The sequence below is a fragment of the Maricaulis maris genome (assembly GCF_003634045.1).
Lineage (GTDB): Bacteria > Pseudomonadota > Alphaproteobacteria > Caulobacterales > Maricaulaceae > Maricaulis > Maricaulis maris.
In genome coordinates this window covers 54,028-74,049 of record NZ_RBIM01000002.1, presented here as the reverse complement: position 1 = coordinate 74,049, position 20,022 = coordinate 54,028, and the positions used below count along the sequence as shown (strand labels likewise).

18 protein-coding genes are annotated in these 20,022 nt (G+C 62.6%); 2 read left to right on the top strand and 16 right to left on the bottom strand.

What is annotated here, in order from left to right:
- Window positions 1-72: 72 nt before the first annotated feature.
- Window positions 73-2,172: a ComEC/Rec2 family competence protein gene (locus C7435_RS03445; RefSeq protein ID WP_121210059.1), complete on the bottom strand. Its 2,100-nt coding sequence runs from the start codon at window positions 2,170-2,172 to the stop codon at window positions 73-75.
- Between the two features lie 70 nt (window positions 2,173-2,242).
- Between C7435_RS03445 and gltX the strand changes: the two genes are divergently transcribed.
- Window positions 2,243-3,682: a glutamate--tRNA ligase gene (gene gltX, locus C7435_RS03440; RefSeq protein ID WP_121210058.1), complete on the top strand. Its 1,440-nt coding sequence runs from the start codon at window positions 2,243-2,245 to the stop codon at window positions 3,680-3,682.
- Window positions 3,683-3,706: 24 nt separating this feature from the next.
- Complete coding sequence (gene gltA / locus C7435_RS03435; RefSeq protein ID WP_121210057.1) at window positions 3,707-5,011, top strand: citrate synthase; 1,305 nt, start codon at window positions 3,707-3,709, stop codon at window positions 5,009-5,011.
- Between the two features lie 47 nt (window positions 5,012-5,058).
- On the opposite strand, the gene lpxB is transcribed toward gltA, so the two are convergent.
- The 15 genes from lpxB to rpsB are packed head-to-tail and all read right to left on the bottom strand — an operon-like array spanning window position 5,059 to window position 19,878.
- Window positions 5,059-6,225, bottom strand: coding sequence for a lipid-A-disaccharide synthase (lpxB, locus tag C7435_RS03430; protein ID WP_121210056.1), 1,167 nt, complete (start codon window positions 6,223-6,225; stop codon window positions 5,059-5,061).
- On the bottom strand, window positions 6,222-7,064 hold the full coding sequence (locus tag C7435_RS03425) for an LpxI family protein (RefSeq protein ID WP_121210055.1): 843 nt from the start codon (window positions 7,062-7,064) through the stop codon (window positions 6,222-6,224). Before C7435_RS03425 ends, lpxB begins: the two co-directional genes overlap by 4 nt.
- Entirely contained in the window at window positions 7,057-7,854 is a 798-nt protein-coding gene (gene lpxA / locus C7435_RS03420) for an acyl-ACP--UDP-N-acetylglucosamine O-acyltransferase (RefSeq protein WP_075189778.1), read from the bottom strand. The genes C7435_RS03425 and lpxA overlap by 8 nt, the downstream gene beginning before the upstream one ends.
- Entirely contained in the window at window positions 7,851-8,297 is a 447-nt protein-coding gene (gene fabZ, locus C7435_RS03415; RefSeq protein ID WP_075189777.1) for a 3-hydroxyacyl-ACP dehydratase FabZ, read from the bottom strand. The genes lpxA and fabZ overlap by 4 nt, the downstream gene beginning before the upstream one ends.
- A 5-nt stretch (window positions 8,298-8,302) precedes the next feature.
- A complete protein-coding gene (gene lpxD / locus C7435_RS03410) occupies window positions 8,303-9,337 on the bottom strand; it encodes a UDP-3-O-(3-hydroxymyristoyl)glucosamine N-acyltransferase (RefSeq protein ID WP_121210054.1) in 1,035 nt (344 codons plus the stop codon).
- A gap of 24 nt (window positions 9,338-9,361) precedes the next feature.
- Window positions 9,362-9,952: an OmpH/Skp family outer membrane protein gene (locus C7435_RS03405; protein ID WP_075189775.1), complete on the bottom strand. Its 591-nt coding sequence runs from the start codon at window positions 9,950-9,952 to the stop codon at window positions 9,362-9,364.
- A 4-nt stretch (window positions 9,953-9,956) separates the two neighbouring features.
- Window positions 9,957-12,344 carry an outer membrane protein assembly factor BamA gene (gene bamA / locus C7435_RS03400; RefSeq protein WP_121210053.1) on the bottom strand — a complete coding sequence of 796 codons (2,388 nt, stop codon included), beginning with the start codon at window positions 12,342-12,344 and terminating at the stop codon, window positions 9,957-9,959.
- Between the two features lie 37 nt (window positions 12,345-12,381).
- Window positions 12,382-13,824 carry an RIP metalloprotease RseP gene (gene rseP / locus C7435_RS03395; protein WP_121210052.1) on the bottom strand — a complete coding sequence of 481 codons (1,443 nt, stop codon included), beginning with the start codon at window positions 13,822-13,824 and terminating at the stop codon, window positions 12,382-12,384.
- A 17-nt stretch (window positions 13,825-13,841) separates the two neighbouring features.
- A complete protein-coding gene (locus C7435_RS03390; RefSeq protein WP_121210051.1) occupies window positions 13,842-15,032 on the bottom strand; it encodes a 1-deoxy-D-xylulose-5-phosphate reductoisomerase in 1,191 nt (396 codons plus the stop codon).
- Window positions 15,029-15,832 (bottom strand): phosphatidate cytidylyltransferase, encoded by an 804-nt coding sequence (locus C7435_RS03385; protein ID WP_121210386.1) that lies wholly within the window; start codon window positions 15,830-15,832, stop codon window positions 15,029-15,031. Before C7435_RS03385 ends, C7435_RS03390 begins: the two co-directional genes overlap by 4 nt.
- Window positions 15,816-16,553 carry an isoprenyl transferase gene (locus tag C7435_RS03380; RefSeq protein WP_121210050.1) on the bottom strand — a complete coding sequence of 246 codons (738 nt, stop codon included), beginning with the start codon at window positions 16,551-16,553 and terminating at the stop codon, window positions 15,816-15,818. The genes C7435_RS03385 and C7435_RS03380 overlap by 17 nt, the downstream gene beginning before the upstream one ends.
- 25 nt (window positions 16,554-16,578) lie before the next feature.
- The gene (frr, locus tag C7435_RS03375) at window positions 16,579-17,139 is read right to left on the bottom strand and encodes a ribosome recycling factor (RefSeq protein ID WP_075189770.1); all 561 of its coding nucleotides are present in this window, start codon (window positions 17,137-17,139) and stop codon (window positions 16,579-16,581) included.
- Window positions 17,140-17,161: 22 nt separating this feature from the next.
- Entirely contained in the window at window positions 17,162-17,953 is a 792-nt protein-coding gene (gene pyrH / locus C7435_RS03370; protein ID WP_075189769.1) for a UMP kinase, read from the bottom strand.
- Between the two features lie 49 nt (window positions 17,954-18,002).
- A complete protein-coding gene (tsf, locus tag C7435_RS03365) occupies window positions 18,003-18,941 on the bottom strand; it encodes a translation elongation factor Ts (RefSeq protein WP_121210049.1) in 939 nt (312 codons plus the stop codon).
- Between the two features lie 34 nt (window positions 18,942-18,975).
- Entirely contained in the window at window positions 18,976-19,878 is a 903-nt protein-coding gene (gene rpsB / locus C7435_RS03360) for a 30S ribosomal protein S2 (protein WP_075189928.1), read from the bottom strand.
- Window positions 19,879-20,022: the final 144 nt, after the last annotated feature.

Genomic DNA, 20,022 nt, shown 5'->3' with positions numbered 1-20,022 from the left:
TCAGGTCCTGCCGCGCCGCGACGATGGTCCGGGATCAGGCGGGCAAGGGACCGTCGCAAATCGCCACCGCCATCAACGCCCGTGCCAGGGGCGTGCACCGACCAATGGCCGGGCACGCTGGATCGCGACCAGTTGACCATCACGCAGATGCAGTGACTGGCCACCGGTTCTCGCCAACTCATCGGCATCGATGATTCGGGCTTGGCATTGGCGGGCAATTGCCGGCGGCACCGCAAGATCAGCGACAATGAGGTCGGCGCGGGCACAATCGGTCGGCCAATCCTGCAGCGACGACAAGCGGGTCACCCGCACGCCCTGGAGCCGGGCATTGCAGCCATGGTTGTCACAATTGGCATCCCAGACTGCCGGCGCCGGATCCGCCACCCCGCGTGCCTCGAGGAATACCCGCGCTGCAAAGCGTGAGCGGCGCCGGTCGCTGACCACCCAGCCGGTGGCGTCATCTCGGGCGAGGATCAATCCGGTCTCGGAGATGAAGATATCCGGCTGCGGCAGCACGGCCCACAAACCCAGCGCCGCTGCCATCACGGCGGCCCCGCTCCAGCGCCACAGTCCACGAACCAGAAGGCTGGCGACAAAGCCGGTCGCAAACAAGGCCAGAACCAAGCCCGGCGTTGCCGGCAGATAACGCTGCGCGCCCGGCCAGTCGGCGACCATGTGAGCAAGGCCCAGCATGATCGACAGCCCCCACTCCATGACGGCGAAGGCCGGACCATCCAGACCGACGGGTATCAGCACCAGGCCGAGCACGCCGGCCGGCATGACCAGCAAGGAGAAAATCGGCATGACCAGCAGATTGCCGGCCAGGCCGAAGCTGGCGACGCGGTGGAAATGGAAGGCGGCGAACCCGGCCGTTGCCGTACCGGCAACCAGGCTGGTCGTGCCCAAACCACCGAAAAACAACCGTATCTGCGACAAGGCGCCAGCCTGCGAGCCACGGCGGGACCGGTCCTGCCACAGCCGCGCCACCGTGATCAGCGCTGCCGCCGCGGAAAACGACATCTGAAAGCCCGGCGTGATCACGGCTTGGGGCTGCAAGGCAAGGACGGCAATGACGGCAAGGCTGAGCGTGTGTAGCGACAGGGCGCGACGGCCGAGAATGACCGCACCGAGCACCGAAACCGTCATGATGAAGGCGCGCTGGGTCGGGATCGTACCGCCGGACAGGACCAGATATCCCGCTGCGAATGCCAATGCCACCCAAGCCGCCGGCACAGCGGCATCATGACGCCGCGCCCAAGGGAAGACGGCAGCCAGACCAAGGCGGACGGCGAAAAAGACCCCGCCGGCCAGCAAAGCCATATGCATGCCGGAGATCGCCAGGACATGTCCAAGCCCGGCCCTTCGCAGCGCTTCGACATCACCCGGATCGATATGGGCCCGGTCGCCGGTCAGGAGGGCCGCAGCCAGCGCACCGGGGCGGGCCTGCATGCGCGAGCGGATATGCCGGGACATGTCCGCCCGCAATCGGGCCACCGCCCGCGCTATACGGTCCTCGTGCACCGGTGGGCCGGCCTCGGCCGGCGCGATTCCGTATCCGGTGGCGACAATGTCCGCAAAGGCCGCATGAAAGGCGAAATCATAACCACCCGGCACCGCGGCCGGTCGCGGCGCTGCCAGCACGGCGCGAAGCCGGATCGCGTCGCCGGGACGGATACCGGCCGGATCACCCAGCACCCTCACCCGCTGCGGCCGGGCGCCATCATCGCCGCCGACGAGACGCAGCAACAGGCGTTGTCGGCCACCGCCGCTGCGATCGATCGCTTCCAGCCAACCGGTCAGCTCAACCGCGCGATCCCCGGTCACAAATGGTTCGCGGTCATGATGGGCCGCTGTGTAGCGGGTTGCGTGCCAGCCAAAGAGCGCGGTTGCGACCAGGAAAATCGCCAGAAGTCCGGCTAGCCGATCCGCCCCAATTCGGCTGGCAGGGGAAATGCGAACCGTGGCCAGGAGCACGCCCGCGACCGCGACCGGCAAGGCAATCAGCCCCCATCCCGGCTCGACCGGGGCGGAAAAATAACTCGCACACCCGATCATTGCGCCCAGGCTGCCAACAATGGCCGGGCTGAAATCCGCAAGCGGATCAACGCGATTGCCCGGTGAGTTCCGGCTATTTGCCGCGCGTTGCGGCAGGATTGCGTCAGGTTGAAGCATCAAGCAGCCTACGGTCTATCGCAAAAGCTGATATTCATGCTAACACGGCTTTCCCTTCTCGCAGTGCAGCATGAATTCGCAATTGCAAAACAACGACAAGATGATCCGCACGCGCTTTGCGCCCTCGCCCACCGGCTTCCTCCATATTGGCGGAGCCCGGACGGCGTTGTTCAATTGGTTGTTCGCCCGTCGTCATGGCGGCCAATTCCTGCTGCGCATCGAGGACACCGATCGCGCCCGCTCGACCCAGGCCGCGATTGACGCGATCCTCGACGGGCTTGGCTGGCTTGGCCTCGACTGGGATGGCGACGCCATCTCGCAATTCGAGCGGGCCGAACGCCATGCCGAGATCGCCTATGCGCTCCTGGAAAAGGGGCATGCCTTCAAATGCTGGTGCACGCCGGACGAAGTCCAGGCCCTGCGGGATGCAGCCTTCGCCGAAGGACGAGCCCTGCGTTCGCCCTGGCGCGATCGTGACCCGGCCGACGGGCCTGCCGACCAGCCCTTCACCGTTCGCTTCCGGGCGCCGGATAGCGATGTCGTGCTCGAGGATGCAGTCCAGGGCACCGTGCGCTGGGCAGCCAAGGAATTCGACGATCTCATCCTGCTGCGCTCGGACGGCAATCCGACCTATAATCTCGCTGTTGTGGTCGATGATCATGACATGGCGATCACCCATATCGTGCGCGGCGATGATCACCTGGTGAACGGTGCCCGCCAGAGCCAGATTTATGACGCCATGGGTTGGGATCGCCCGGTCTTCGCCCATGTGCCGCTGATCCATGGTCAAGACGGTAAAAAACTGTCCAAACGCCATGGTGCCCTGGGCGCGGAAGCCTATCGCGACATGGGCTATCTGCCCGAAGGCCTGCGCAATTATCTGCTGCGGCTTGGCTGGTCACATGGCGACCAGGAACTCTTTACCGATGCCGAGGCGGTCGCCGCCTTCGCGCTGGACGGCCTCAACAAGGCGCCGGCGCGGATGGATATCGACAAGCTCAACCACATCAACGCTCACCATATCGGCCAGGCTGAGAATACCCGCCTGATTGAACTGGTGACGCCCTTCCTCGCAACCCTTGAAGCGCGGATTGAGGATGCCGATATTACCCGCGAACGCCTGACCGCGGCGATGCCGGTTCTCAAGACCCGGGCATCGACACTGGAAGAGCTGGCAGCTCAGAGCTATTTTCTGCTGCGACCGCGCCCCTTCCAACTTGAAGGCAAGGCGGCCAAACCGCTCATGGATGACGAGGCCCGCGACCGGCTTTACCGCCTGTTCACGCATCTCGGCGATGTGGAGGCTTGGACGGAGGCTGCGTTGTCAGACGCGCTCAAGGAATTCGCTGAAGCCGAAGATGTCGGTTTCGGCAAAATCGGTCAGCCGCTGCGTGCAGCGCTGACCGGCGGAGCACCCGCTCCCGATCTGGCCCTGGTCATGACCTTCATCGGTCGTGACGAGACGCTGGACCGTATCAAGGATCAGATGACGCCGGCTACATCCGAGTAGCCTGCGAACCATGGGGATGACGTGATGGAAAACAAAGCCAAGCCGAATGGGTCGGCCACGCTCAACTACAATGGCAAATCGCTCGAACTGCCCGTGTTCAGCGGCGAGATCGGCCCGGATGTGATCGATATCCGCAAGCTGTACGCGCAAACCGGCATGTTCACCTATGATCCCGGCTTCACCTCGACCGCGAGCTGCGAAAGCCAGATCACCTATATCGACGGCGACAAGGGCACGCTGCTTTATCGCGGCTATCCGATCGACCAGTTGGCAGACAATTCAAATTTCATCGAAGTCTGCTACCTGTTGATGAATGGCAATCTGCCGTCCTCCGGTGAGCTGGAAACCTTTGACTGGACGATCCGTCGTCACTCCATGCTGCACGACCAGTTCGACCAGTTCTTCCGCGGCTTCCGCCGCGACGCCCACCCGATGGCGATCATGGTCGGCACGGTTGGCGCGCTGTCTGCCTTCTACCACGACTCGACCGACATCAATGATCCGGAGGCGCGCACCATTGCCAGCCACCGCATGATCGCCAAAATGCCGACGATCGCGGCCCGGGCCTACAAATATGCCATCGGCCAGCCCTTCATCAGCCCGCGCAACGAGCTCGACTACGCCGCCAATTTCCTGCGCATGTGCTTTGCCGTTCCGGCCGAGGACTATGAGAGCAATGCCGTGCTCGCCAAGGCGATGGACAAGATCTTCATCCTGCACGCCGATCACGAACAGAACGCCTCGACCTCGACCGTGCGCCTGGCCGGATCTTCGGGGGCCAACCCGTTTGCCTGTATCGCGGCCGGCATTGCCTCGCTGTGGGGCCCGGCCCACGGCGGCGCCAATGAAGCCGCCCTCAACATGCTCAACGAGATCGGCTCGGTCGACAAGATTCCGGAATATGTCCGCAAGGCCAAGGACAAGTCGGACCCGTTCCGCCTGATGGGCTTCGGTCACCGCGTCTACAAGAATTATGATCCGCGCGCCAAGGTCATGCGCGACACCTGCCACGAAGTTCTCGACGTGCTGGGCGTGCGCAATGACCCGACCCTGCAGGTCGCCATGGAGCTTGAGCGCATCGCGCTGGAAGACCCGTATTTCGTCGAAAAGAAGCTCTACCCGAATATCGACTTCTATTCGGGCATCACGCTCAAGGCGATGGGCTTCCCGACCGAGATGTTCACCGTGCTCTTCGCCCTGGCCCGCACCGTCGGCTGGATCGCGCAATGGTCGGAAATGATCGAGGATCCGTCCCAGAAGATCGGCCGTCCGCGCCAGCTCTTCACCGGCGCGACGCCGCGCGACTACATCGATCTCGGCAAGCGTTGACAGTTCGCATGATGATCACAGAAAAGGCCGCCTCCGGGCGGCCTTTTTTATTGCGGGGCAGGCAGACCTGCCAGCACAGCTTCGGCAGCGCGGCGGCTGGCTTGGCCGCTGCCGCGCAGCTCGGCGGTCACGGCCTTGAGCTTGGCGGATATCTCGGCCCGCTTTCCGGCGCTGCCCAGCAGAGGTTCGACAGCGGCGCTCAGATTGGCGCCGGTACAGGCCAGCTGGATGACTTCCGGGACGATGCGCTCATCAGCGGCGATATTGACCAGTGAGATGTGCGGCGTCTTGAGCAGGTTGAAGGCCCGCACCAAACCCCAGGTGATCCAGCCAAGCTTGTAACTGGCGACCGTGGGCACACCCGCCGTCGCCAGCTCGGTCACCACCGTGCCCGAACAGGCCAGCGCCACGTCGGCTGCGGCGAAAGCGTCGGCCTTCTCGTCCTCGCCAACCCGGATCGCGGAGGCCAGTACCGGATGACGGGCCATCACGGCATCGACCTGCGTCGCAACGGGATCCGCGACCGGCAAGACCAGGCGCAGCCCGGGATGACGCCGGGTCAGACGCTCGAGTGCCTTCACGAAAGGCTTGGTCATGCGCCGGATTTCCGACGGACGACTTCCCAGCAAGACCACCAGCACCGATTCCTCACCGGTGACGCCATGGCGCTGACGGAAAGCGGGGCCATCACCGGTCGGCAGGCGTTCCAGCGTCGGATTACCGACAAAGGTCACCGGCAGGCCGTGCGGTTCGTAATAGGGACCGTCGAAATTCAGGATCGTCAGCAGTTCATCGACGGTCGCCGCCAGAACGGCCGCTCGTCCTGGCCGGGTCGCAAACACCTGCGGACCCACATATTTGACCAGGCGGATGGCCGGATTGATCGCCCGCACACCGCGCGCCACCCGCAAGGTGAAGCCCCAGGAATCGATCAGGACAACCGTATCCGGTTTGGCCGCAATGATCGCGTCAACCGCCTCGGCGACAGCGGCCTTGACCCGCTTGTAAGCCCGCAAACCGTCGATCCAACCGAGAATGTTGAGACCGTCGATCGACATCGCCGAGACGACGCCCTGTTCGGCCATGGCACTGCCACCAATGCCGGAAAGGGTGATGGCCCCGGAGGTCAGACTGCGCAGCTCGCGGGCCAAGCCGGCGCCGAGCAGATCCCCGGAGCGCTCTGCCGCCACAAGAAAGACGTGCGGCTGGCTCATCGGACCGCCTCGATCAAGACGAACAGGCCATGCTCGGCCAGCGCCGCCTCGACACCGTCACGATCCACGATCAGCGCACCATCGGCTTCCAGCACAATACCGGCCAGGCCGGCCCGCGCACAGCGTTCCACCGTATCAACGCCAATGGTTGGCAGATCGACGCGGCGCTCCTGTATTGGTTTGGGGCGCTTGGCGAGCACGCCCATGCGGTCACCGGGCCGACCGCGCAGCACGTCAGGCAGGCCGGCGACGCGGTCGAGCATGCCATTCGTGCCCTCCTGCGCCTCGACCGCCAACACGATCCCGCCGGCAACCACGGCACCTTGACCGATATCCAGCCGCCCGATTTCCGCCGCGACAGACATCGCCTTGGTGACATCATCACGGTGAGCCTCAACCAGGCCCGGATCGCCGATCACGCCGGCCGGCAAGCCGCCCTGCCCGATCAGGCTGTCAGCCCCGACCACGGCGAAACCGGCCCGCTCGAACTCATCAACCACGACGCGGATTACCGCATCATCGCCCTTGCGACCGGCTGCGAGCGCCCGCGGCACCATGATCAGACCGCGCGCATCCATCTTGAGCGATTTGATATCCGGCCGCGTTACATAGCCGGCAAAACACACGGCGTCACAGCCGGCCGCCCGCAGCGCCTTTATCATGCCGCCGATTTCTCCGACTGATTTGAACACCGTGTCGGCATGGCTGTAATCCCGGTCGGCAAAGCCGCGCAGCGCGATGACAAAGACCGGTTTTCCGGCTTGGGCCTTGAGGATTTCCAGCGGCAGGTCTCCACCGCCGGCGAGCAGGCCCAGCTTTGTCCAACCCGCCTCAGTCATCCGGCATGCAAATGGAGCGTTTGGCGTCGGCCCGGATGAAATCGATGATTTCCGCGATCGGGGCATTGCCTGAATACAGCTGGGCGACATCATCCACCCGCTCGTCAAATGTGCCTTCCTGGGCAAAGAGGAGGCGGTAGGCGGCACGCAGCTCGCGCAGCGTCTCACGCGGCATGCCACGACGCTTGAGGCCGACCACATTGAGGCCGGCAAGATGGGCGTGATTGCCAATCACCGAGCCATAGGGAATGACATCTGCCGTCACCATCGCCATCGCACCGACAAAGGCGTGGCGACCGATCCGGCTTTTCTGGTGGATGCCGGCATAACCACCGAGAATCGCGTGATCGGCAATTACGGTCTCGCCGCCGATCGCGGCGCAATTGGCGAATACAACCCGGTCACCGACGATACAGTCATGCGCGACATGGGCGCCAACCATGAAGTAGCCGTCATTGCCGACCACGGTCCGCCCGCGCGCAAATGTCGTCCCGGGGTGCATGGTGACATTCTCACGCAGAATATTGCGCTGGCCGATGATCAGCTCGGTATCTTCGCCCTGGTATTTGAAATCCTGTGGCGGATGGCCGATCTGGGCGCCCGGATAGAGCACGCAATCCTCGCCCAGCGTCGTATTGCCGGCGATCGTGACATGCGAGATGACGCGCACACGATCCTTCAGCACGACTTTCGGTCCGACGATGCAGAAGGGGCCGATCTCAACCCCCTCGCCAATCTGGGCGCCCGGATCGACAATGGCGGTGGGATGGATCTGACTGGACTGGGTCATTTGTTCTCAATGGCCTTGGCAGAGAATTCAGCCTGGACGGCGCGCTTGCCGTCGGCCCAGACCTCGCCCTTGAACTTGAACACGCCATGGCGCGCTGCGGTCACCGCAACGGGCATGCGCAACATCATGCCGGGACGCACGGGGGCGCGAAACCGTACCTTGTCGGCGCCCATGAAGAAAACGGTCGCGGAATCGGGTGAGGCGCCGAGCGTCTTGTACATCAAAACCGCGCCAGCCTGGGCCATGGCCTCGATCATCAACACGCCCGGCATCACGGGATTGCCGGGAAAATGCCCGGGAAAGAAGGGTTCATTGGCGGTCACGCCCTTGATGCCGACGATCGAAGTGCCGGCGACATAGTCTTCTGCGGCGTCAATGAGCAAGAAGGGGTAGCGATGCGGGAGCAGGGTCTGGATTTCCGCGTTTTCAATGCGATCGGACACGCCGTTCAGCCTTTCTTCGAGGTCTTTTTGCCGGTTTTCGCCAGGCGGCGGAGTTCGGCGAGTTCACGCAAATGCTGCCGCAGGGGCTGGGCGGGATTGCCGACCCAGAATTCGCCAGCCGGGACATCCCTGGATGCCGCCGAATTGGCACCGACCTGGGCCCCCTCACCGATGCGGACATGATCATAGACACCGACACGCCCAGCCAGGACGGCGCGATCTCCAATCACGGCACTGCCGGCGAGACCGGTATAACCCGCCATCACCACCTGCCGACCGATCCGGGCATTATGGGCAATATGGCAGAGATTATCGATCTTGGTGCCATCGCCGATGCGCGTCGCGCCGAACACGCCACGATCAATCGCGGTATTGGCCCCAATGGTGACGTCACGGCCGATAACAACGCTCCCCAAGTGCAAAATATCGGTGTTAATTCCGTTGGATATTGCAACGCCGAAGCCGTCCTCGCCAATCACGGCTCCCGCAAGAATGTTGCAGTTTTCGCCAATTTCGCAGCACAGGAGGCTGACCCGGGCCGCCAGCCGGGTCCCGGCTCCGAGTCGGCAACCCGGTCCGATCACGCTGTGGGGACCAACCGCGCAGTCGGCGCCGATCTCGGCACCGGCACCGACCACCACGCCGGCTGCGAGCGAAGCGGTCTCGTCGATCCGGGCCGTTGGATGGATGAAGGTATCCACATCAAAGCCGCGCAGGCGGAACAGATGAGGCAGGGTATGGGCGAAGGCCGTACGTGGCGCATCATGGGTCAGTGTGGTCGCACCCAGGCTCGCCGCTTCATTCGCGGCATCAAGCGGGCAAATCACCACGACACCGTCCAGCGCGCCGGCCGGCGCGTTCGCGAAATGCTTGCCGGTTTCGGCATAAGCCAGCGTACCGGGACCGCCCTCGCCAAGTGGAGCGACGCCCTCGACCGATATCCCGACGGCTGCAGAATCAGAAATCGCCGCACCCGAAAGCGCGGCGATCTCTTGCAGGGTCAGAGGGCCAAGCCGGTCATAGAAACGCGGGTCTGCCACACTCTCCCCCTTTGCGCTGTCCGCTTATTGCGGGCGTTGCTGACCGGCTCCGTCCTGCGGCAGACGCACGCGGGTCACCGGAACCGTGGGCAGGCGTTCGTTCAGCAGGGTGATCACCGACGCGGAAATATCGATGTCCGGCGAGGCAAAGACCAGATTGGAACGATCAACCAGGATGTCGATCCCCTGGGCCGCGACAACTTCTTCGAGGATCGGACCCAGCGCTTCATAGACAGGACGCATGGCCTGGCGCTCGGTCTGGACGATTTCCTGTTGGCGGGCCCGGCGCGTGACTTCGAATTGCTGGGCTTGCTGGTTAAGCGTGGTGATCCGGCTCATCAGGTCCGGACGCTCCTGGATCGCCGCCTGCGTCATTGACGCGGTGTCGGCATTGAGGCGTTCGGTTTCCTGTTGGATCGGCTGGCTCATCGCCTGCAGTTCGGAGTCAATTTCCTGTGCGATTTCCTGCATGCGGGCGGCGATATGCTGGCCAGCCGCGCTTTCACGCAGGACACGTTCCTCATTGAGCACAGCAATATTTGTCTGTGCCATCGCCGGCGCGGCGATACCGACCACCAGGACCGGCAGAAGGAGAAGAGTCTTAAGCAGTTTCATGGTTTTAGAACCCCGTTCGCGTGCTGAACCGGAAGAATTCGGCTCTGTCATAGTCTTCACGAATGAAAGCCTGTGCAAAGTCGAACCGGACCGGTCCGAATGGTGAATCCCAGAAGATGCTCAGGCCGGCCGACGCCCGAAGCGCCAAATCATCAACCGTGAACACCGCATTTGTCGCTTCGTCTACCTGATCAGCCGAATCCAGCATGCCAAGCGTGCCGAACTCGGTGAACAGGCTGCCCCTCACTCCATATTGCTCGGGCAAACCGAGCGGGAATGAGACTTCCAGTGCGCCCACTGCATAAAGCCTGCCACCCAGGGCATCACCCCGGATCAGCTCACCGGTCGTGGCATCGCGCGACACCGCACGCGGGCCAATACCGGCGACTTCGAAGCCGCGGAACGAATTGCCGCCCTTGAAGAAGCGATCATTGATTCGAACCGAGTCACCGCCCCAAGGCAGGACAAAACCGCCATTCATGGTGAAGCTGGCGACCACATCATTGCCGAGTAGACCCGGGAAGAATGGCCGATAGATGGCACCATTGAACTCAGACCGGACATAACGCACATCGCCGCCAATCCCCGCAAAGCCCTGCGTGAACTGCAAACGATAGCCATTGCTCGGCTCGATCGGGTCATTCAGCCGCGACCAGTTCAACGTATAGGTCAACACCGATGTTGCACGGCTCCCCGCCTGATTGAGCAGGGCTGACGACGCCGAGGTATAAACCAGGACATTATCCGTCCGGTAGGTATAGCCAAGCTGCAGATTGGTCGACGCGGTCACCGGAAAACCAAGCCGCAGGCTGGCACCGGTCGACTCGGTCTGGAACGAGGCTTCTGACAGGAAATCCGAATTGACCCGGAACAGGTCGAAACCGGCGGCCAGATTGCGATCAAGGAAGCGTGGCTCGGTAAAGCGGATATCCAATGATTCCCGGTTCGACGAGGCCGAAATCCGGAAGCGCAGGAATTGGCCGCGGCCGCGCAGATTACGTTCCGAGATCGACAGATCGATCAGGAAGGCATCCGTCGAGGAGAAACCGGCACCAAAGGCCAACTCACCGGTCGGTTGCTCGGTTACGGCGACATTGACCCGGGCCCTGTCAGGAGCGGATCCGGGAGTTTCCTCGACTTCAACTTCCTCGAAGAAGCCCAGCCGGCGGATATTGTTGCGCGAACGATCAATCAGGACCTGGTTGAAGGCGTCGCCCTCAACAATATCGAGCTCGCGGCGGATCACCTGGTCCAGGGTTCGCGTATTGCCGGAGATATCGATGCGTTCGATGTAAACACGCGGGCCTTCATCGATGACGAATTCGACGTCAACGGTACGGTCCTCACGATTGCGCTGCGACAGCGGGCGGATGTTGACGAAGGCATAGCCCGACGCACCGGCCGAGAAGGTCAGTGCATCGATACTGTCTTCAATCAACTGGCCCTGGAAGAGGTCGCCTTGCTGGACAGGCAGGATGGCTTGCAGGAATTCCGGATTGAGATCAGGGATTTCCGTTGAGACCGTGACTTCACCGAAATTATAGATCTCACCTTCGTCGATCGTGATGGTGATGTAGAAATCGCGCTGGTCCGGCGTCAGTTCTGCGACGGCGGAAAGGACGCGGAAATTGGCATAACCCTGGTTGGAATAGAATTGCCGCAGCAATTCACGATCATATTCCAGACGGTCCGGGTCATAATTGTCGTTCGATGAGAAGAAACGCCACCAACGCGATTCGCGCGTCACCAATTCACGGCGCAGACGACGGTCGGAATAGCTCTCATTGCCGATGAAATTGATCCGGCGCACGCCCGTCACCGGACCTTCCGAGATTTCAAAGATGAGATCGACACGATTTTGCGGTTGCTCGACAATCTTCGGCGTCACCGTCGCCGCGAAGCGACCGGAGCGGCGATAGACCTCGATGATGCGCTGAACGTCCGACTGGACACGCGACCGCGTGAAGATGGCGCGCGGCTGAGCCTGGATTTCATCGGTGATCTTCTCGTCATCAATCGCACTGTTCCCCTCAAGGATCACGCGGTTGATGATCGGATTTTCCTGGACACGAACCAGAACGATCTGGCCGCGGTCCTCGAACTGCACGTCCGAGAACAGACCGGTCGCCATCAGGGTCTGGATCGAGAGGTTGACCAGGCGCGTGTCAAACGGTTGTCCCGGCTGCAAGAGCAGGTAGGACAGGACCGTATCGGCCTCGACCCGCTGATTTCCCTCGACAAGGATTTGCCGGATTACCGGCGCCGGCGCGGGTTGCTGCACCTCCGGCTGGGTCGTTGCGGGAACTTCCGCACCCGATTGTTGTGCCGGCGCTATAGCCGACACGGTCACAGTCATCAGGGCTGCGAAGAGCACACGCAGAACACTCGCCATGGAAGATCGCCGCTTGCTGGGCCCGGTCAGACATTCATCAGAAAATCTGGCCGAGCAAATAATTCAGGTCATTCCAGGTCGCTACAAGCATCAAACCGAGCACGAAAACAAGCCCCACCCGGAAACCGAGTGCCTGTGCCTTCATGCTCAGCGGACGTCGTGCCACCGCTTCATAGGCGTAATACACCAAATGCCCGCCGTCGAGGATGGGTATCGGTAGAAGATTGACCAATCCCAGTCCGACGGAGAGAAAACCGGCGACAAATATCAACCTGCGCAGCAGATTACCGGCACCTTCCACGACGCTGTCAGCGTCATCAACGGCGACATGCGCCACTTGGCCTGCGGCGGTCGCAATTCCGATCGGTCCGTTCAGATATTCCGGCGACGATCGGCCGGACACGATCCGCCCGACATAGCTCGCGGTGCTGGTTACCGTTGTCCAGACCATCCGGGCGCCTTCAACCGGTGCGGTCAGGAGGGTGAAGCTTTGATGCTGGCGGAGCACCAGCTCGTTGCCGAGACCCAGGCGTTCCAGCGCAGCGTGATTGCGGCGGTCGATATCGGCGAGCGGGACGGGGTCGGCAATGATTTCAAGCTGCGATCCGTCACGTTCAACCATAATTGTGAGTTCGCCGTCGCGTTCACCGATCAGGGTATTGAACTGGCCAAACGTCTCGACAGTCTGTCCATCGACGCTGACAACGCGGTCCCCCGCACGAAAGCCGGCCGCTGCACCGCGGGACTCTTCGACGACCATGCCGATAACCGGCTCGTAGAACGGGCCAATGCCAATCTGACCGACATTCCGGGTCCCACCGAACCGGTCTTCCTGGGCGACACGCTGCGGCGTCGCGACCAGCGTGATCAACGTGCCATCCCGCTCGACGTCGATGGACACGGTATCATTGGCCCGGTCGAACAACGCCTGGCTGATATCCATGAAGCCGCTGATCTCACGGCTCCCAACCCGGACAATACGGTCACCGATCTCGAAACCTGCCGCCTCGCTAGGCGATCCCGGTTGGACAAAACCGATCACGGGCTGAACCTGTTCATCGCCGAAAATCAGCGCATGGCTCGCAAAGATGAAAATCGCCAGGATGAAATTTGCAATCGGTCCCGCTGCCGTGATGAAGGCGCGTTGCCAGATCGGCTTGAAATGATAGCAGCGGTCCGCCGCCTCCCCCATCTGCTCGCGAAGCAGCGCCAGCTTGTCGGCATCCGGCTCGCTGGCAGCGCCGGCATCACCCAGGAATTTCACATAGCCGCCCAGCGGCAGTGCCGCAACGCGCCATACCGTCCCGCGCTTGTCCCGCCATGAGACCAGGGTCGGCCCGAATCCCATCGAGAATGTTTCCGCATGAACGCCGCAGAAGCGGCCTGCCCAATAATGCCCAAGCTCGTGAATCACGACGACAATCGAGATCAGGAACACAAAGGAGAAAATGGTCAGAAAGCCGCTGCCAATCAGGCTCATGAATGAAATGTCCGTTGTTATGGGTTCGCCAAGCGCTCAGCCATCAAGTCCCGTGCCATCCGGCGCGCGCGACCATCAATGGCGAACACATCTTCAAAAGCCGTTAGCGCATGCGGCATGTCTGCATCGGACAAGCTGCGATCAAGAACCTCTTCAACGCTCGCAGCGATGTCAAGGAAACGGATGCGATCCGCCAGGAATGCCTCGACGGCGATCTCATTGGCTGCGTTTAGCACGGCCGGGGCGATCCCCCCTGCCTCGATTGCCTCGCGGGCCAACCGTATGGCCGGAAAGCGGGTCAGGTCCGGCGGCTGGAAATCGAGCCGGCCGATCTCCGCAAGCCGCAGGCGCTCAACCGGTGCCGACATACGCTTTGGCCAAGCCAGGGCGCTGGCGATCGGTGTGCGCATGTCCGGCGAGCCAAGCTGGGCCAGCAGCGATCCGTCGGCATATTCCACCAGTCCATGCACGATGGATTGTGGATGCACCACCACTTCGACCCGATCGGGCGACAGGTCGAACAACCAGCACGCCTCGATGACCTCCAGCCCCTTGTTCATCATGGTGGCGCTGTCGATGGTGATCTTGGCCCCCATTTCCCATGTGGGGTGTGCCAAGGCGTCCGCTCGGGTGGCACGGGCCATGTCCTCGCGGCTGGCTTCCCGGAACGGGCCGCCCGATGCGGTCAGCGTGATCGAGCGAATGGCAGCGCGCTGGACCGGATCGAAGACCTGAAAGACAGCATTATGCTCGCTGTCGACCGGCAACAGCGTGGTGCCGCAGCGGGCGGCCTCATCCATGAACAGCGCCCCGGCGCAGACCAGGCATTCCTTGTTGGCAAAGGCCAGCGCCCGCCCCTGGCGCAGGGCGGCCAAGGTTGGCTTGAGTCCGGCGGCACCGACGATGGCGGCCATGGTCCAGTCAGCATCGCGTCCGGCGACATCGCAGACCGCGTCCTCGCCGACACCGATCGCGATACCGGGATGATCCTTGAGCGCCGCCTCCAGGGCCGGTGCCGCCGCCGGGTCCGCGATGGCGACGCATTCAGCCCCGAAACGGATCGCCTGCCGGGCCAGCTCGGCCGCATTGGTCTTGGCGGTCAGCGCAACCACCTGAAATGTGCCGGGCGTCGCCCGGCCGATCAGGTCGAGTGTGGCCAAGCCCACCGAGCCGGTGGCCCCGAGTATGGAAATCCGGCGGGCCGTCATGCCGCAGCCCAGCCGAGTGGCCAGACACGATTGACAAGGACAGCAGCAATCACCGCCAGCATCAGCGCATCAACCCGGTCCAGCACGCCACCATGCCCCGGGATCAGCGTGCCTGAGTCCTTGACCCCGAAACTGCGCTTGAAGATCGACATGGCGAGATCGCCACCAACCGAGGCCAGCGCAACGATCACGGCAAACGGAATGACCCGGGACGCCTCGAGACCGAAAAGGCCGCCCGCCGCCCACCCAGCCGCACCGCCGGCAACAACGCCGGCGAGAAAGCCCGACCAGGTTTTTTTCGGGCTGGCCTGGGGTAGGAGTTTCGGGCCACCGACCCAGGTACCGACCAGATAGGCGACACTGTCCGCCGCCCAGACGATGGCGAACAACAGGATGACCGACTGCAGTCCGTGATCCGGCATGGCCCGCATCGAGGCCAGCAGGGCCGCAGACAGCGAGACATAGAGCACACCGAGCACCTCGCTCGACCAACCCCGCCGCCAGCGCTCGATCCCGCTGGCCAGCGTCCCGGCCGCACCCCAGGCGAGCGCGTCGATCACATTCGTCTGTCCGGCCAACAAGACCGTTCCGGACGCTGTTGCACAGGCGATGGCGTAGGCAACGGGCGGCGCGTCGCGGTCGGACATGTAAATCCATTCCCACGCCATCGCGGCCGCAAAGGCAGCAACCCAGGCCGTAAAGGCCAGGTCACCAAGATAGAGAAGCACGACCGCCAGCGGGCCGAGGATCAGGGCGGAGATCAGTCGACGCCGGAAGACCGGGTCACGCGGCGCCGGCATCCACGCCTCCATAGCGCCGGCTGCGCTGTCGGTAGAGATCAATCGCCCGGGCCAAGTCCTGGCGCGAGAAATCCGGCCACAAGACGTCGAGAAAGACGAGTTCGGCATAGGCCGCCTGCCAGAGCAGGAAATTGGAAATGCGCTGCTCGCCACTGGTGCGAATCATCAGGTCGACATCGGGCAGGCCGGCAGTGTCGAGATGCGTGCCAAGGGCCGCCTCATCAAGCGTATCGGGATCAAGGCGCCCGTCTGTAGCCTCACGGGCGATCGCCTGACAGGTCCGCAGGATTTCGTCGCGCCCGCCATAATTGAACGCAATGGTGAGATGGAAGGCGTCATTGTCACGGGTCCGGTCTTCGGCGCGCTCAATGATCGCGGTCAGATCCGAGCCCAGATTGTCGCGGCGACCGACAATGCGGATCCGCACGCCACGGCGGGCCAGGCCTTCCAGATCGGCCTCGACATAATGTTTGAGAAGCTCGAACAAGGCCCCGACCTCGTCCGCCGGCCGGTTCCAGTTCTCGGTCGAAAAGGAGAACAGCGTCAGATAGCGGACGCCGAGATCACCGGCATCTTCAACAATCTGCCGCACCGTCTCGACCCCGCGCTTGTGGCCGAAGGAACGCGGACGACCGCGGGCCTTCGCCCAGCGGCCATTGCCGTCCATGATGATGGCCGCATGGCCCGGACCCGGCTGGTCAGCAGGAGCGTCGTCAGTCATTCTTTCGCTCCGCCAAACGGCATGATCAGACCTGCATGATCTCGTCTTGCTTGCCCTTCAGACTCTCATCAATGCGCTTGATCGCCTCATTGGTGAGCTTCTGGACGTCTTCGGAGAAGGCCTTCTGCTCGTCCTCGGACAAGTCGCCATCCTTCTCCATCTTCTTCAGCGCGTCCATGCCGTCACGCCGTACATTGCGCACCGCGACACGGGCATGTTCGGCATAGCTGCCGGCCAGCTTGGCGATCTCGGCGCGACGCTCTTCATTGAGCGGCGGGATCGGAATACGCAGCAACTGGCCTTCCATGACCGGATTGAGACCGATGCCGGAATTGCGGATTGCCTTGTCGACAGCGCCAACCATGGACTTGTCCCAGACCTGCAGCGTGATCATGCGCGGCTCGGGAACCGAGATATTGCCGAGCTGGTTGATCGGCGTCAGGGCACCATAGGCTTCAACCTTGATCGGATCGAGCAGGCCGGCACTGGCGCGACCGGTCCGCAGACCGGCGAATTCCTTGCGCAGGGCCTCGATGGCCCCGTCCATGCGCCGCTTCAGATCATTCTCGTCATACTCGTCACTCATGGTGTTCTTGCTCTTTCCTGGTTCAGCCGGCTGACACGTCGGTCTTCATCTTGCCGATCATGGTGCACAAACCCTCCCCGGCCAGCACCCGTGCAAGACCATTCGTCTTGTGAATGTCAAACACGACAATCGGTATCGCATTTTCGCGCATCAGCGTCACCGCCGAGGCGTCCATTACCCGAAGGTCTCGGGTCAGCACGTCGAGATAATCAAGTTGGTCATAGCGCTCGGCATCCGGATTGGTGCGCGGATCGTCGGAATAGACCCCATCGACCTGGGTACCCTTGAGAAGCGCGTCGCAGCCCATCTCGGCCGCTCGCAGCGCTGCCGCCGTGTCGGTGGTGAAGAAGGGATTGCCAGTGCCGGCCGCGAAGATCACGACCCGGCCCTTTTCCATGTGCCGGGTGGCGCGGCGGCGAATATAGGGTTCGCAGACCGTGGTCATGGGGATGGCCGACTGCACCCGCGTCTGGACGCCGATCCGCTCGAGCGCGGTCTGCATCGCCAGCGCGTTCATGACCGTGGCCAGCATGCCCATGTAGTCGGCAGCGGCCCGGTCCATGCCCTTGGCCGCGCCGGACAGGCCGCGGAAGATATTGCCACCGCCGATCACGAGACACATTTCAGTGCCGCGCGTGACGGCCGCAGCGACTTCGCGCGCAATCCGGTCAGCCGTATCGATATCGATACCGTAACTCTGGGAACCCATCAGGGCTTCACCAGAAACTTTCAGCAGTACGCGCCGGAATTTCGGCGCGCCCGCCTGGCCATCAGCCGGCCCGGATGCAGAGGAATCAGTCACGGCGTGCAGCATATAGAAAGCGGCGGCGCTGAAAAGCGCCGCCGCTTGTTGTCAACGAGGATCAGGACTGGCCGGAGGCCGCAGCGACTTCGGCTGCAAAATCCTCTTCCGGACCCTTCTCGACGCCTTCACCCAGCGCCATGCGGACAAAGCCCGAAATGGTGACCGGTGCGCCAACATCCTTGGCTGCTGCTTCGAGGACCTGTTCGATCGTCGAATCCGGATCCATCACGAAAGCCTGCTTCAGCAGCACGACTTCCTCATAGAATTTGCGCATGCGGCCTTCGACCATCTTTTCGACGATCGCTTCCGGCTTGCCGGACTGGCGGGCCTGGTCGGCAAAGACTTCGCGTTCCTTGTCGGCGATCGCGCTGTCGACACCGTCAACATCAACCGAGACGGCGACGGCCGGCGAACCGGCGGCGACGTGCATGGCGATCTTGCGGCCCAGCTCGGCCAGCTTGTCCTTGTCACCATCCGATTTCAGGCCAACGAGCACGCCGATGGCACCCATGTCGGCAACAGCCGGATTGTGGACGTAGGACGCAACGACGCCCGGCTCGGCGGTCACGACGGCGGCACGGCGCAGGGCCATGTTCTCACCGATCGTGGCGATCAGGTTGGTGAGATGATCTTCGACCGTGGAACCGGAGGCCAGCGAAGAGGCCTTGATCTCGGCAACATCGCCCGATCCGCCAATGGCGAGTGAGGCGATTCCCTTGACTGTGGCCTGGAATTTTTCATTCCGGGCCACGAAATCGGTTTCCGAGTTCACTTCGACCACGGCACCCTTGCCACCATCGGTGGCAACGGCGACGAGACCTTCGGCGGCAACGCGATCAGCCTTTTTGGCAGCCTTGGACAGGCCTTTCTTGCGCAGCCAATCAACGGCGGCTTCGAAGTCGCCGTCGTTTTCACTCAGCGCCTTCTTGCAGTCCATCATGCCTACGCCGGTTTTTTCGCGCAGTTCCTTCACGAGAGCAGCGGTAATGGCAGCCATCGGTTTCTCCTGGATTTCGCTTTGGATCGAAACGTTACGCTTCGGTCTTGTCAGATTCGGATGACGTGTCCGTGGCGGCCGCATCAGCTTCCGGTGCGGCGTCCGCGGCCGGAGCCTCTTCTGCTGCAGCTTCCTTCGCGGGTGCTTCCTGGGCCGGAGCCTCATCAACCGGAGCCGCTTCGGCTTCGATCAGGGTCTCGACCGGTGCTTCGGCTTCGCCGAGATCCATGCCCATCGCCATCTGGCTGTCGCTCATGCCGTCAAGAACAGCGTCGGCGATCAGGTCGCAGTAAAGCGAGATCGCACGGCTGGCGTCGTCATTGCCCGGGATCGGGAAGTCGATCAGGTCCGGATCGCAATTGGTGTCGACCACGGCGATGACCGGAATGCCCAGCTTCTTGGCTTCCTGGATGGCGATGCCTTCCTTGTTCGTGTCGATCACGAACATCAGGTCCGGCGTGCCGCCCATGTCCTTGATACCACCAAGCGAGCGATCAAGCTTTTCGCGCTCACGGGTCAGCATCAGCTGTTCTTTCTTGGTCAGACCGGCCAGGCCGCCCTCACCTTCAAACATGCTTTCCAGCTCGCGCAGACGGGCGATCGAGTTGGAAATCGTACGCCAATTGGTCAGCGTACCGCCGAGCCAGCGCTGGTTCATATAGTATTGGGCGCAGCGACCGGCAGCCAGGGCCAGCGGCTCGGAAGCCTGGCGCTTGGTGCCAACGAACAGGACCCGGCCACCCTTGGCCGCCGTTTCGCGCACTTTCACCAGGGCCTGGTGCAGCAGCGGGACGGTCTGGGACAGGTCGATAATGTGAATGTTGGACCGCTCACCAAAGATGAAATCCTTCATCTTCGGGTTCCAGCGGTGGGTCTGGTGTCCAAAGTGACAACCAGCTTCAAGCAGCTGACGCATGCTGAAATCAGGGAGAGCCATCGTGTTTTCCTTTTCCGGTTGGCCTCCACGGAGCGGAGCCACCTGCACCTGCAGGCGACACCGGAGCGTCAGGCCAAAGACCGGACGTAGCCCCGTGTGCGTAATGGCGCGGCTTATAGGCTCGCAAGCCTGTCATGGCAAGCG